General features: G+C 68.5%; 10 protein-coding genes. 3 read left to right on the forward strand and 7 right to left on the reverse strand.

Annotation, left to right across the window (positions count from 1 at the left end; genetic code table 11):
• Positions 1 to 12 precede the first annotated feature (12 nt).
• The 6 genes from OG609_RS32700 to OG609_RS32725 form a co-directional block, all read right to left on the reverse strand.
• The gene (locus tag OG609_RS32700; RefSeq protein WP_037700470.1) at positions 13 to 684 is read right to left on the reverse strand and encodes a FadR/GntR family transcriptional regulator; all 672 of its coding nucleotides are present in this window, start codon (positions 682 to 684) and stop codon (positions 13 to 15) included.
• 141 nt (positions 685 to 825) lie between these two features.
• On the reverse strand, positions 826 to 1,884 hold the full coding sequence (locus tag OG609_RS32705; protein WP_327276125.1) for an LLM class flavin-dependent oxidoreductase: 1,059 nt from the start codon (positions 1,882 to 1,884) through the stop codon (positions 826 to 828).
• A gap of 131 nt (positions 1,885 to 2,015) precedes the next feature.
• The gene (locus OG609_RS32710) at positions 2,016 to 3,626 is read right to left on the reverse strand and encodes a glycerol-3-phosphate dehydrogenase/oxidase (RefSeq protein WP_327276126.1); all 1,611 of its coding nucleotides are present in this window, start codon (positions 3,624 to 3,626) and stop codon (positions 2,016 to 2,018) included.
• Between the two features lie 5 nt (positions 3,627 to 3,631).
• Entirely contained in the window at positions 3,632 to 5,167 is a 1,536-nt protein-coding gene (gene glpK, locus OG609_RS32715; RefSeq protein ID WP_327276127.1) for a glycerol kinase GlpK, read from the reverse strand.
• Positions 5,168 to 5,223: 56 nt separating this feature from the next.
• On the reverse strand, positions 5,224 to 6,015 hold the full coding sequence (locus OG609_RS32720; RefSeq protein ID WP_327276128.1) for an MIP/aquaporin family protein: 792 nt from the start codon (positions 6,013 to 6,015) through the stop codon (positions 5,224 to 5,226).
• A gap of 249 nt (positions 6,016 to 6,264) precedes the next feature.
• Positions 6,265 to 7,029 (reverse strand): IclR family transcriptional regulator, encoded by a 765-nt coding sequence (locus OG609_RS32725; protein ID WP_327276129.1) that lies wholly within the window; start codon positions 7,027 to 7,029, stop codon positions 6,265 to 6,267.
• Between the two features lie 239 nt (positions 7,030 to 7,268).
• Here OG609_RS32725 and metH point away from each other — a divergent pair, with 239 nt between their 5' ends.
• The 3 genes from metH (at position 7,269) to OG609_RS32740 (ending at position 13,569) form a co-directional block, all read left to right on the forward strand.
• On the forward strand, positions 7,269 to 10,781 hold the full coding sequence (gene metH, locus OG609_RS32730) for a methionine synthase (RefSeq protein ID WP_327276130.1): 3,513 nt from the start codon (positions 7,269 to 7,271) through the stop codon (positions 10,779 to 10,781).
• A 120-nt stretch (positions 10,782 to 10,901) separates the two neighbouring features.
• A complete protein-coding gene (locus OG609_RS32735) occupies positions 10,902 to 11,603 on the forward strand; it encodes an HAD family hydrolase (RefSeq protein ID WP_327276131.1) in 702 nt (233 codons plus the stop codon).
• A 364-nt stretch (positions 11,604 to 11,967) separates the two neighbouring features.
• Positions 11,968 to 13,569: an ABC transporter substrate-binding protein gene (locus OG609_RS32740; RefSeq protein WP_327276132.1), complete on the forward strand. Its 1,602-nt coding sequence runs from the start codon at positions 11,968 to 11,970 to the stop codon at positions 13,567 to 13,569.
• Positions 13,570 to 13,626: 57 nt separating this feature from the next.
• On the opposite strand, the gene OG609_RS32745 is transcribed toward OG609_RS32740, so the two are convergent.
• Complete coding sequence (locus tag OG609_RS32745) at positions 13,627 to 14,298, reverse strand: response regulator transcription factor (RefSeq protein WP_327276133.1); 672 nt, start codon at positions 14,296 to 14,298, stop codon at positions 13,627 to 13,629.
• Positions 14,299 to 14,307 lie beyond the last annotated feature (9 nt).

Here is a 14,307-nt window from a genome sequence, read left to right on the forward strand (position 1 = left end):
ACCCACCGCGCGCTACAGCGTCGACCGCAGCCACTGCTCGACGCTCGCCACATGCACCGTCGCCCAGGCCCGCGCAGCCTCCGCATCCCGGTCCCGCAGAGCCGACACGATCGCCCGGTGCTCATGGAGCGTGCGGCTGACCGCGTCCTCCTGCGTCAGACCGCGCCAGACCCGCGCCCGGGTCGTCGGCCCCGACAGCCCGTCGAGCAGCGAGCAGAGGACCGAGTTCCCGGACGACTGCACGATGCCGCGGTGGAACTCCAGATCGCAGGCGACCAGCTCCTCCACCGAGGGCTGCGCACCCAGGGCATCCAACTGCGAGCTCAGTACGTCCAGTTGGGCCTCGCTGATCCGGGTCGCGGCCATCGCCGTCGCGGCCGGTTCCAGAATGCGGCGGACCGCGAGGAATTCGAGCACCGTGTCGTCGCGGTGGAAGTCCACCACGAAGCTCAGCGCCTCCAGCAGCAACTGGGGATCGAGGCTGGTCACATACGTGCCGTCGCCCTGCCGCACATCGAGAATGCGGATCAGAGACAGCGCGCGCACCGCCTCCCTCAGAGAGTTGCGGGAGAGCCCCAGCTCCGCCGCGAGTTCGCTCTCCTTGGGGAGCCGGTCGCCGGGGCGTAGCGCACCCGAGACGATCATTCCCTTGATCTTCTCGATCGCCTCGTCGGTGACAGCCATGACGGTCCTCCTGGATCCGGACTGGAATCAGACATCCGATGTCTCTCTTCATTATGCGGGTCGGAAGAGGCGGATGAACCAGTTCTGCCGCAGGTCGTCCCAGGTGCACGGCTACCGCACGGTCATCGGGACGGGGTGGGGTCAGTCCCAGAGCGCGGACGGGGCCTCACGCCGTACCACCGGAGCGATGTCCTCGGCGAACCGCCGCAGCGTCTCGATCTGCTCGGGGTGGCTGAGCCCGAAGCCGTCCACGGTGATCGATTGCAGGTCGTGTCCGTACACCTCGTGCCAGCCGAGGATCTTGTCGATGATCTGCTGGGGGCTGCCGATCAGCTGGGGTCCGTCCGCGATGGCCTCCTCGATCGTCCGGAACGGTGTGTTGTAGCCGGCCCGGCCCTCCAGGTGCGGCCGGGAAGACTGCTTCACCTTGGCCTCGTACAGCTCCTTGTAGCGTTCCACCGCCTGCTGCGAACTGTCGGCGATCAGCAGCCCGCCCGAACCCGCCGCCACATGCGCGCGGGCCGGATCGTGCCCGTACGCCTCGAAGCGCTCCCGGTAGTGATCGATCAGCCGGGCGTACGCCGCACGGGGCTGGATGGCATTGGCGGTGAACAGCGGATCGCCGTGGAGCGCCGCCAGTTCGGGGGAGTTGAGGCTGGTCGCCGAGCCGTGCCAGACGCGCGGCGCTCCGGCGTACGGGCGCGGCAGGGTCGTCGTGTTCTTCAGCGCGGGCCGGAACTCGCCCTCCCAGTCGACGCCCTCCTCGGTCCACAGCCGCCGCAGCAGCTCGTACTTCTCCTTCTGGAGGTCCCACTGCCGTTCCTCGTCAAGCCCGAAGAGGTCGAAGTGACCGGCCTCCGCGCCTTTGCCGACGACCAGCTCGATCCGGCCCCTGGAGATCTGGTCGAGCGTCGCGAAGTCCTCGGCCACCCGCACCGGATCCAGGATCGCGACGACCGTGACACCGGTCAGGAGCCGGATGGTGGAGGTGCGGGCCGCGAGGGCTCCGAGCACCACACTCGGGCTCGACGAGAGGAACGGCCCGGCATGCCGTTCGCCGATCGAGTACGCGTCGAAGCCGAGCCGCTCCGCGATGACTCCGGTCTCGATCACCTCCTCGAACCGCTCGGCGGGGGAGGGGTGTCGACCGTTCAGCGGGTGCGGGGCGTGGCCGATGAGGGACAGCACGGAGAGCTTCATGGTTCAACTGTCCCTGCGTCATATTGCACCTGTATGGCAACCGTGTGGCGCGTTCACCGGGCTGAGCTCCCGGACATACGGACGGGGCGGCCCCCGCCTGGAAGCCGCCCCGACCTACGCGTTCGACCCCGTCAGCTCCGGTCGCCGAGCATGGACTCCACGCCGGCCCGGATCTCGTCCGTCGCCAGACCCCGGATCGTCAGCGTCGTGCGGCGGCGCAGCACATCGTCCGCCGTCTCGGCCCACTCGTGATCACGTGCGTAGGCGACCTGCGCCCAGATCTCCGGCGCGTCCGGGTGGATGCGCTCGGCCAGCGCCGGGTTCTCGTTCGCCAGCCGTGCGATGTCGAAGGAGAGCGAGCCGTAGTGCGTGGCGAGGTGGCGGGCCGTGTCGGCCGCCATGCGCGGACCGGGCGTACCGCCGTCGACCAGCAGCCGGTGCGCCACCGCGTTCGGGTTGGCGATGCCGGGCAGCGGGAGCTTCTTCGGCAGGTGCGAGATCGGCTCCATGTCCTCCGCGAGGGGGTGTCCGGGGAGCGCGGCCAGCTTGTTCATCACCGTACGGCCGATGTGGCGGAACGTCGTCCACTTGCCGCCCGCGACCGACAGCATCCCGCCGCGGCCCTCCGTCACGACCGTCTCGCGCTTGGCCTTGGACGTGTCGCCCGGGCCGCCCGGCAGCACCCGCAGACCCGCGAAGGAGTAGGTGATCAGATCGCGTGACAGTTGCTGGTCCTTGATGGAGAACGCCGCCTCGTCGAGGATCTGCGCGGTGTCCTTCTCGTTGACCGCGACGTCCGCCGGATCGCCCTCGTACTCCTCGTCCGTCGTCCCGAGCAGCAGCATGTCCTCCCACGGCAGGGCGAACGTGATGCGGTACTTGTCGATCGGGGTGGCCAGCGCGGCCTTCCAGGGACGCGTGCGCTTGAGCACCAGGTGCGCGCCCTTGGACAGACGTATCGAAGGCGCCGCGTTCGGGTCCTCCATCTTCCGCAGGTGATCGACCCACGGGCCGGTGGCGTTCAGCACGAGGCGGGCATCGACGCCGAACTCCGTGCCGTCCGTACGGTCCTCCAGGTCGGCGCCCGTCACCCGGCCCTTGGTGAACCGCAGCCCGGTGACCGCGGCATGGTTGAGGACGACCGCACCCGCGTCGACGGCCGCACGGACCGTCATCAGCGCCATCCGCGCGTCGTTCATCTGGTCGTCGCCGTAGACCGCGACGGCCTTCAGATTGTCCGTACGCAGTTCCGGCACATCGCGCTGAGCCTTCGCCGGGCTGATCACATGCCCGACCCCGTCACCGAACGCGGAGAGCGCCGAGTACGCGAACACACCCGCACCGAGCTTGGCCGCGCCGTGCGGGCCGCCCTTGTAGACCGGCAGGTAGAAGGTGAGCGGATTCGCCAGGTGCGGGGCGACCTGACGGGACACCGCGCGCCGCTCGAAGTGGTTCTCCGCGACCAGCTTCACCGCGCCGGTCTGCAGGTAGCGCAGACCGCCGTGGAGCAGCTTGGAGGAGGCGGAGGAGGTGGCGCCGGCGAAGTCGCCGGCGTCCACCAGAGCCACCCGCAGCCCGGACTGCGCGGCGTGCCAGGCGGTGGAGATGCCCAGGATGCCGCCACCGATCACCAGGAGGTCGTAGGTCGCCTTGGAGAGCTGCTCCCGAGTCTCGGCGCGGCTCGGAAGGGAGCCGGAGGCCGGGTGCGTCCCGAGCGACGGGACGCTCTGCAGGGTGGTCATTGTGATTACTCCTCGACTGTGCTGTCTTCGAGCCAGCCCATGGTCCGTTCCACGGCCTTGAGCCAGCTCTTGTACTCGCGGTCGCGGGTGTCCGCGGCCATGCGGGGTGTCCACTCGGCGGCCCGGCGCCAGTTGGCGCGCAGCGCGTCGGTGTCAGGCCAGAAGCCGACGGCGAGACCGGCGGCGTAGGCGGCGCCGAGGCAGGTGGTTTCGGCGACCATGGGCCGCACCACGGGTGCGTCCAGGAAGTCGGCGAGTGTCTGCATCAGCAAGTTGTTGGAGGTCATGCCGCCGTCGACCTTGAGGGCGGCGAGCTCGACACCGGAGTCCTTCGTCATGGCGTCGGTGATCTCGCGGGTCTGCCAGGCGGTCGCCTCCAGGACGGCACGGGCGATGTGCGCCTTGGTGACGTACCTCGTCAGACCGGCGATGACGCCGCGGGCGTCGGAGCGCCAGTACGGGGCGAACAGACCCGAGAAGGCGGGCACGAAGTACGCACCGCCGTTGTCCTCGACCGAGGAGGCCAGGGTCTCGATCTCGGCCGCGGACTTGATCAGGCCCATCTGGTCACGCATCCACTGCACCAGCGAGCCCGTGACGGCGATGGAGCCCTCCAGGGCGTACACCGGCTTCTGGTCGCCGATCCGGTAACCGACCGTCGTCAGCAGTCCGTTGTACGAGTTGACGGGCGTCTCACCGGTGTTCATCAGCATGAAGGTGCCGGTGCCGTACGTGGACTTGGCCTCGCCCTCGGAGAAGCAGGTCTGGCCGAAGAGGGCCGCCTGCTGGTCGCCGAGCGCGGAGGCGACGGGGACACCGTCCAGGACGCCGCCCTTGGCGGTGCCGTACACCTCGGCGGAGGAGCGGATCTCGGGCAGCACGGCTGCCGGGATCTCCATGGACGCGAGGATCTTGTCGTCCCACGCCAGGGTGTGCAGGTTCATCAGGAGGGTGCGCGAGGCGTTGGTGACGTCGGTGACATGGACGCCGCCGTCCGTGCCGCCGGTCAGGTTCCAGATGACCCAGGAGTCCATGGTGCCGAAGAGGATGTCGCCGCGCTCGGCACGCTCGCGCAGCCCCTCGACGTTGTCGAGCAGCCAGCGGACCTTGGGGCCCGCGAAGTACGAGGCGAGCGGCAGACCGGTCTCGCGGCGGAAGCGGTCCTGGCCCACGTTCCGGCCGAGCTCCTTGCAGAGCGCGTCGGTGCGGGTGTCCTGCCAGACCAGGGCGTTGTGGACGGGCTCACCGGTGTTCTTGTCCCAGAGCAGTGTGGTCTCACGCTGGTTGGTGATGCCGATCGCCTTCACATCGGCGGCGGTGATGTTCGCCTTGACGATGGCGCCGGCGACGACCTCCTGGACGTTCTCCCAGATCTCGGTCGCGTTGTGCTCGACCCAGCCCGGCTTCGGGAAGATCTGTTCGTGCTCCTTCTGGTCGACGGAGACGATCCGGCCGTCCTTGTCGAAGACGATGCAGCGGCTGGAGGTGGTGCCCTGGTCGATGGCCGCGATGAACGGGCCGGTGGTGTGTGCGTCGGTCACGGTGTGCTCCCGGAAGTCTGTGTGGTCTTGAGGGTTACGGCTCTGTGCGCCGCGGCTCAGGCGAAGGCGACGTTGTAGAGCCCGCCCGCGATCGCACCGCCGATGAGCGGTCCGACGACCGGGATCCACGCGTAGCCCCAGTCGGAGCCGCCCTTGTTCGGCAGCGGCAGCAGCGCGTGCACGATACGCGGACCGAGGTCGCGAACCGGGTTGATTGCGTAACCCGTCGGCCCGCCGAGGGAGAGACCGATACCGACGACGACCAGAGCGGTTACCAGTGCGCCGAGCGTGCCCAGGCCGTTGCCCTCGTTGTTGAGGCCCTGGGTGAGGATCGCCAGGACGAGCACGACGGTGGCGATGATTTCGGTGACGAGGTTCTGCACCGCGTGCCGGATCTCGGGGCCGGTGGAGAAGATGCCCAGCACCGGGCCCGCCTTCGGGGCGGAGGCCTTGTCGACCATGGCCTCTTCACCCGACTGGGCTCCCAGGATCTCCGGATCGGTGAGATGTGCCCGGAACTGCCCGTAGTACGTCAGCCAGACCAGCACCGCGCCGATCATCGCGCCGAGCAGCTGGGAGCCGAGATACAGCGGTACGTCGCTCCACTTGGTGCCGCCCTCGATCGCGAGACCGATCGTGACCGCCGGATTGAGATGCGCGCCGGAAACGCCACCGGCCAGATATGCGCCGGTCAGCACGGCGAAACCCCACCCGAAGGTGATGGCGAGCCAGCCGGCGTTCTGCGCCTTGGAGCGCTTGAGAGTGACGGCGGCACAGACACCGCCGCCGAGCAGGATGAGTACGGCGGTACCTATGGTCTCGCCGATGAAGATGTCGGAGCTGGACACCCGCGACTCCTTTGTCCTTCGTCCAGGGAAGCCGAACCCCGGGTCCCTCCGGTGGTCCGCGCCCTCATGTGAGGGCGTTTTCCGGCCCTTGGCGCTGTCACACCTTAACGCGAAATTCCGTTAGCTGTTCGACAATGCCGACCGGTGAACGGCAATGCTTCCCCTAGGTGAATCAGGCGTCAAGGGTTGTGTGGCCTATAACTCGATCGTTACCGACGGCCTGTCGGCAACGATCACGGATCGCGGCGGTCAGAAGGGCCGGGCGCCCAGATCCCTGGAGACCGCGCGGGCGCAGTCCCGCACTGCGGCGATCAGCTCGGGGCGCAGCTCCCCGTCCGCGCAGACCCGCTCCACCGCGCCGGTCACGGCCACCGCGCCGACCGGCATCCGCCGCCGGTCGTGGATCGGGGCGGCAACCGCGGCGACGCCCTCCCATGTCTCCTCCACATCGGCCGCCCAGCCGCGGGCCCGGATCAGGTCGAGCATCGTCTCGAACTCCTCCGGATCGGTGACGGTGCGCGGGGTGAAAGGCCTCCGCTCGGCCTCCAGAGCCTCGGTGTGAGCCACCGGGTCGTACGCCGCGAGCACCTTGCCCAGGGCCGTGGAGTGCAGTGGCTGCATGGCCCCCACCTCCAGGACCTGCCGGCTGTCGTCGGGCCGGAAGACGTGGTGGACGATGAGGACGCCCTGCTGGTGCAGGACCCCCAGATGGGCGCTCTCGCCGCTGGAGCGGGCCAGGTCGTCCGTCCAGACGAGCGCGCGGGCCCGCAGCTCGTGGACGTCCAGATAGCTGTTGCCCAGACGCAGCAGCTCGGCGCCCAGCTGATAGCGGCCGGACACCGCGTCCTGCTCGACGAAGCCCTCGTGCTGGAGCGTGCGCAGGATGCCGTGCGCGGTGCCCTTGGCCAGGCCCAGTGAAGAGGCGATGTCGGACAGCCCCAGCCGACGCTCGCCACCTGCCAGCAGGCGCAGCATCGCCGCCGCCCGCTCCAGCGACTGGATGTTCTTGGCCATCGCGCCGTACTCCTCCACCTTGGTTCGACAATGCTGAACACTATCGGTCGATGTCGACCCGTGCTCGATACCATGGGAAAAGTGCGGCACCACTTCGATCCGGACAGCTCCCCGCACAGCATGCCGTCCGTTCCGTGGGACGGAGTGACGGCCCCGGGCGCCGCCCGGCTACGCTGGCCTGGTGCGCCTTCCGCCGAAGACGCAAAGCCGACAGCCGTCGCATCCCAGGGAGTACATCCATGGCCTCGTCGCCGACCCCTTCCGCCGACAGCCGGAACCGAGCCGAAGCCCTCCGCGAGGCACTTGCCACCCGGGTGGTGGTGGCCGACGGTGCCATGGGCACCATGCTCCAGGCGCAGGACCCCACCCTCGAGGACTTCCAGGACCTCGAAGGCTGCAACGAGATCCTGAACGTCACGCGCCCCGACATCGTGCGCTCCGTGCACCAGGAGTACTTCGCCGTCGGCGTGGACTGCGTCGAGACGAACACCTTCGGCGCCAACCTGGCGGCCCTGGGCGAGTACGACATCGCCGAGCGGGTCTTCGAGCTCTCCGAGTCAGGCGCGCGCATCGCCCGCGAGGTCGCCGACGAGTTCACCGCCTCCACCGGCCGGCAGCGCTGGGTGCTCGGCTCCATGGGCCCGGGCACGAAGCTGCCGACGCTGGGGCACGCCCCGTACACCAAGCTCCGCGACGCCTACCAGCAGAACGCCGAGGGCATGATCGCCGGCGGTGCCGACGCCCTCCTGGTCGAGACCACCCAGGACCTCCTGCAGACCAAGGCCTCCGTCATCGGCGCCCGCCGCGCCCTGGAGGCCACCGGTGCCAATCTTCCGGTGATCTGCTCCGTCACCGTGGAGACGACCGGCACGATGCTGCTCGGCTCCGAGATCGGCGCGGCGCTCACCGCTCTGGAACCACTCGGCATCGACCTCATCGGCCTGAACTGCGCCACCGGCCCCGCCGAGATGAGCGAGCACCTGCGCTACCTCGCCCGCCACTCGAGCATCCCGCTCTCCTGCATGCCCAACGCCGGCCTCCCCGTGCTCGGCAGGGACGGCGCGCACTACCCGCTGTCCCCGGCCGAGCTGGCCGACGCCCAGGAGACCTTCGTGCGCGAGTACGGCCTCTCGCTGGTCGGCGGCTGCTGCGGTACGACCCCGGAGCACCTGCGCCAGGTCGTCGAGCGGGTCCGCGGCGTCGCCGTCACTCCCCGCACCCCGCGCCCCGAGCCGGGCGCCGCGTCCCTGTACCAGACCGTGCCGTTCCGCCAGGACACCTCGTACCTCGCGATCGGCGAGCGTACGAACGCCAACGGGTCGAAGAAGTTCCGCGAGGCCATGCTGGAGGCCCGCTGGGACGACTGCGTGGAGATGGCCCGCGACCAGATCCGCGAGGGCGCCCACATGCTCGACCTCTGCGTCGACTACGTGGGCCGCGACGGTGTGGCGGACATGGAGGAGCTGGCCGGCCGCTTCGCCACCGCCTCCACCCTCCCGATCGTGCTCGACTCCACCGAACTGCCCGTCCTGCGGGCCGGTCTGGAGAAGCTCGGCGGTCGTGCCGTCCTCAACTCCGTCAACTACGAGGACGGCGACGGACCCGAGTCCCGCTTCGCCAAGGTCACCGCGCTGGCCGCCGAGCACGGCGCCGCGCTGATCGCCCTGACCATCGACGAGGAGGGCCAGGCCCGTACCGTCGAGCACAAGGTCGCCGTCGCCGAGCGGCTCATCGAGGACCTGACCGGGAACTGGGGCATCAAGGAGTCGGACATCCTGATCGACACCCTGACCTTCACCATCTGCACCGGTCAGGAGGAGTCCCGGGGCGATGGCATCGCCACCATCGGGGCCATCCGCGAACTGAAGAAGCGCCACCCCGACGTCCAGACCACGCTGGGCCTGTCCAACATCTCCTTCGGCCTCAACCCGGCCGCCCGCGTCGTGCTGAACTCCGTCTTCCTCGACGAGTGCGTCAAGGCCGGCCTCGACTCGGCGATCGTGCACGCCTCCAAGATCCTGCCGATCGCGCGCCTCGAGGAGGAGCAGGTCAAGGTGGCGCTCGACCTCATCCACGACCGCCGCGCAGAGGGCTACGACCCCCTCCAGAAGCTCATGGAGCTCTTCGAGGGCGTCAACATGAAGTCCATGAAGGCGGGCAAGGCCGAGGAACTCCTCGCCCTGCCGCTCGACGAGCGCCTCCAGCGCCGCATCATCGACGGTGAGAAGAACGGCCTGGAGACCGACCTCGACGAGGCCCTGCAGACCCGCCCGGCCCTCGACATCGTCAACGACACGCTGCTCGAAGGCATGAAGGTCGTCGGCGAGCTCTTCGGCTCCGGCCAGATGCAGCTGCCGTTCGTGCTCCAGTCCGCCGAGGTCATGAAGACCGCGGTCGCCTATCTGGAACCGCACATGGAGAAGTCCGACGCCGAGGGCAAGGGCACCATCGTCCTGGCCACGGTCCGTGGCGACGTCCATGACATCGGCAAGAATCTCGTCGACATCATCCTGTCCAACAACGGCTACAACGTCGTGAACCTCGGCATCAAGCAGCCCGTCTCCGCGATCCTGGAGGCCGCCGAGGAGCACCGCGCCGACGTCATCGGCATGTCTGGCCTGCTGGTGAAGTCCACCGTGATCATGAAGGAGAACCTGGAAGAGCTGAACCAGCGCAAGCTGGCCGCCGACTTCCCGGTGATCCTCGGCGGTGCGGCCCTCACCCGGGCCTATGTCGAGCAGGACCTCCACGAGATCTACGAGGGCGAGGTCCGCTACGCCCGTGACGCGTTCGAGGGGCTGCGCCTGATGGACGCCCTCATCGCGGTCAAGCGCGGCGTCCCCGGCGCCGCCCTCCCCGAACTCAAGCAGCGCCGCGTCCCCAAGCGGGACACGGCGGTCCTGGAGGTCGACGAGCCCGAGGAGGGCGTCCGCTCCGACGTCGCCGTCGACAACCCGGTCCCGGCACCGCCGTTCTGGGGCACCCGGGTCGTCAAGGGCATCCAGCTCAAGGAGTACGCGTCCTGGCTGGACGAGGGCGCGCTCTTCAAGGGCCAGTGGGGCCTCAAGCAGGCCCGCGCCGGTGACGGACCCACGTACGAGGAGCTGGTCGAGACCGAGGGCCGCCCGCACCTGCGCGGCTGGCTCGACAAGCTCCACACCGAGAACCTGCTGGAAGCCGCCGTCGTCTACGGCTACTTCCCCTGCGTCTCCAAGGGCGACGACCTGATCCTGCTCCACGAGGACGGCTCCGAGCGCACCCGCTTCACCTTCCCGCGCCAGCGCCGCGGCCGCCGCCTCTGCCTCGCGGACTTCTTCCGCCCCGAGGAGTCTGGCGAGACCGATGTGATCGGCCTCCAGGTCGTCACCGTCGGCTCGAAGATCGGCGGTGAGACCGCGAAGCTCTTCGAGGCCAACTCCTACCGCGACTACCTGGAGCTGCACGGCCTGTCCGTACAGCTGGCCGAGGCCCTCGCCGAGTACTGGCACGCCCGGGTCCGCTCCGAGCTCGGCTTCGGCGGCGAGGACCCCGCCGATGTCGAGGACATGTTCGCGCTGAAGTACCGCGGTGCGCGCTTCTCGCTCGGCTACGGCGCCTGCCCCGACCTGGAGGACCGGGCGAAGATCGCCGAGCTGCTCCAGCCCGAGCGGATCGGTGTGCATCTCTCGGAGGAGTTCCAGCTGCACCCGGAGCAGTCCACCGACGCGATCGTCATCCACCACCCGGAGGCGAAGTACTTCAACGCGCGGTAAGACGCCGTTCAGCGCGCGGTAGCCGGACAAGTCGTACACTGGTCGGTCCAGTGAAGGCCGGTCGCCCTTCCCACGGGAAATGGCGGCCGGCCTTCTCGTCCCCTACGGAAGGTGTGCCGGATGACCAGCACGGTTCCCGCGTCCATGACCCGCACGGCCGAAGGCGCCGCTCTGCAGGCCGTCCTGCTCGACATGGACGGCACGCTCGTCGACACCGAGGGCTTCTGGTGGGACGCCGAGGTGGAGGTCTTCGCCGATCTCGGGCATCAGCTCGACGAGGCCTGGCGGGACGTGGTGGTCGGCGGGCCGATGACCCGCAGCGCCGGCTACCTCATGGATGTGACCGGCGCGGACATCACCCTCGCCGAACTCACCGTGCTGCTCAACGACCGCTTCGAGCGGCGCATCGACCGCGGGGTGCCGCTGATGCCGGGCGCGGCACGGCTGCTGGCCGAGCTGGCCAGGCACGAGATTCCCACCGCCCTGGTCTCCGCCTCGCACCGGCGGATCATCGACCGGGTGCTGGACTCGGTGGGCCGCCACCACTTCGCCCTCACCGTCGCGGGCGACGAGGTCTCCCGTACCAAACCGCACCCGGAGCCCTATCTCACCGCCGCGTCCGGCTTCGGGGCGGTCCCCGAGCTCTGCGCGGTCATCGAGGACACCGCGACCGGCGTCGCGGCGGCGGAGGCCGCGGGCTGCCGGGTGGTCGCCGTACCGTCCGTCGCGCCGATCGCCCCTGCCTACGGCCGAGTGGTCGTACGTTCGCTCGAAGAAGTCGATCTCGCATTTCTCCGGGGCCTGGTCACAGGAATGCGGTGATCCGTACACCGAGAGTGTTTCTGTGAATGAATCGAAAAATTCTCGGCGTCGGAAGGTGCATTTTCTGTCGTGCGTAAGTGTGTGCAGTCGGGTGTGCGACAAAGACGGGAATGCCCCCGGGCGTGAGCTTCATCACCTGAATGCCCCCTGAAGCCTTCTCAAGATCCACCGAGGTGTCCGTTTTGGTGTGTCGAAATGTCGCGATTGGTGAGGTCCTGTATGGAACCTTCCCGACCGAGGAAAACGGCTCGCCGCTAATTCCCATCACCGTCTGATTACGCATCGGGACATCTCCGGTCCGGCATTGCCGACGGCGCCTACTAAGGTCGCTTTCTCAATGCACGGATGAGGGAGAGCGTTCAAGATGAACCGCAAGACTCTGGTGCTGCCGGCCGTCGTCGGCCTGCTCGCACCCGCACTCGCCGCCTGCGGCGCGTCGGGCGACGGGGGCGATGGCAAGGCCGCCATCGTTGTCGGCACCACGGACCAGTTCGTCGCCTCCAAGGACAACCCCGCGCCGCTCGACCCCGCCATCGGCTACGAAGCCGGCGTATGGAATGTGCTCCGGCAGACCGTGCAGACCCTGGTGCATGTGCCGCGCGGCGGCGGCGAGCCGGTGCCCGAAGCCGCGAAGAGCTGCACCTTCACGGACACGCAGAACGAGAGCTACCGGTGCAAGCTTCGCAGTGGTCTGAAGTTCGCCGACGGCAAGGCCATGACCGCCGATGACGTGAAGTACTCCATCGACCGTGTCATCCGCATCGACGCCCCCAACGGGCCCGTCGCCCTGCTCGACAACATCGACACGATCGAGACGCAGGGCGAGCGGGAGGTCATCTTTCATCTGCGCGCGCCGGACGCCACGTTTCCGTACAAGCTCGCCACCCCGGTCGCCGGGATCGTGCCGCGGAGCAAGTACGCGGCGAAGTCCGCGCGTACCGGATTCCAGGTGGACGGCTCCGGCCCGTACACCATGAAGCCGGAAGTCGAGCACAACCAGGTCGTCAAGGTGCTCTTCACCAGGAACCCCCACTACAAGGGGGATCTGAAGGTACGCAACGAGAAGGTCGAGCTGGACGTCTTCCCTGACCCGACGGCCATGGGCAAGGCTCTCGACAACGAGAAGATCGACATGATGACCCGCACCATGTCGCCCGAGCAGTCCCAGCAGATGCTCGAAAAGCCCAGGGACGGCATCAAGCTCACCGAGATGCCCGGCCTCGCCATCCATTTCCTGGGCTTCAACACCGACGACCCGGCCGTGAAGAACAGGGCAGTCCGCCAGGCCATGGCCCAGGTCGTCGACCGCGGTGAAATCGCGAGCAAGGTGTACGGTGCCACGGCCGAACCGCTGTACTCGCTGATCCCGCCCGGCATCACCGCGCACACCAACTCGTTCTACAACAAGTACAGCGAACCCAGCACCACGAAGGCTGCGGCGATCCTGAACGCCGCAGGCGTCGACACCCCGGTGAAGCTCACGCTCCACTACCCGACCGACCGTGTCGGCGCCGGCACCGCCGCCGAGTTCGGAACCCTGAAGAAGCAGTTCAACGACACCGGACTGTTCGACGTCACCGTCCAGGGAACCCCCTGGGCGAAGTACCGCCCGGCACAGCTGCGCGGCGACTACGCCGTCTACGGCATGGGCTGGTTCCCCGACTTCCCGGACCCCGACAACTTCACGGCGCCGTTCCTCGACAAGAACAACTTCCTCAACTCGCCCTACAAGTCGACCCTGGCCCAGAAGACGCTCATTCCGCAGTCCCGCCACGAGACCGACCGCAGCGCCTCGGCCAAGACCTTCCAGCAGCTCCAGGACATCGTCGCCAACGACGTCCCGGTACTGCCGATCTGGCAGGGCAAGCAGTACGCCGCCTCCCGTGAGGACCTCACCGGTGTCGAGTGGGCGGTCAACTCCTCCGCGGATCTCCAGCTCTGGGAGTTGGGCGACGGACGCGTCTGAGCACGGACGGCGCCCCCGGCCGCCCCTGGCCGGAAGGCGCCGCTCTTCCCGCTCCGCTCACTGAGCGCCGGGGCGCACCAGGCCGCTCTCGTACGCGTACACGGCCGCCTGCACTCGGTCGCGCAGACCGAGCTTGGTCAGCACATGGCCGACATGCGTCTTGACCGTGGTCTCACTGACGAACAGATCCGCGGCGATCTCCGCATTCGACAGACCGCGCGCCACCAGCTTCAGCACCTCGACCTCACGGTCCGTCAGCGTGTGCAGGGTGTCGGGCACCGGCTCCTCGCCGGACGGCAGATGGTCCGCGTACTTGTCGAGCAGTCTGCGAGTGACGCTCGGAGCGAGCATCGCCTCGCCCGCGGCGACCACGCGGATGGCCTGCACCAGCTCATTGGCCGGAGCGTCCTTCAACAGGAAGCCGCTGGCACCGGCGCGGAGCGCCTCCACCACATACTCGTCGAGATCGAACGTGGTCAGCACCAGCACCTTCGCCGGACCGTCCCGGCCGGGACCGGTGATCTGACGTGTCGCCTCGACGCCGTCCATCCGCGGCATGCGGATGTCCATCAGCACCACATCGGGCTGCAGCGCCCGCACCTGGTCGAGAGCCTGGAGACCGTCACCGGCCTCGCCCACCACCGCGAGATCCCCCTCCGCCTCCAGAATCATCCGGAAGCCGGTGCGCAGCAACGGTTGGTCATCGACCAGTAGGACGCGGATAGCCACAGGGTCTCC

The organism is Streptomyces sp. NBC_01224, from assembly GCF_036002945.1.
Classification (GTDB): domain Bacteria; phylum Actinomycetota; class Actinomycetes; order Streptomycetales; family Streptomycetaceae; genus Streptomyces.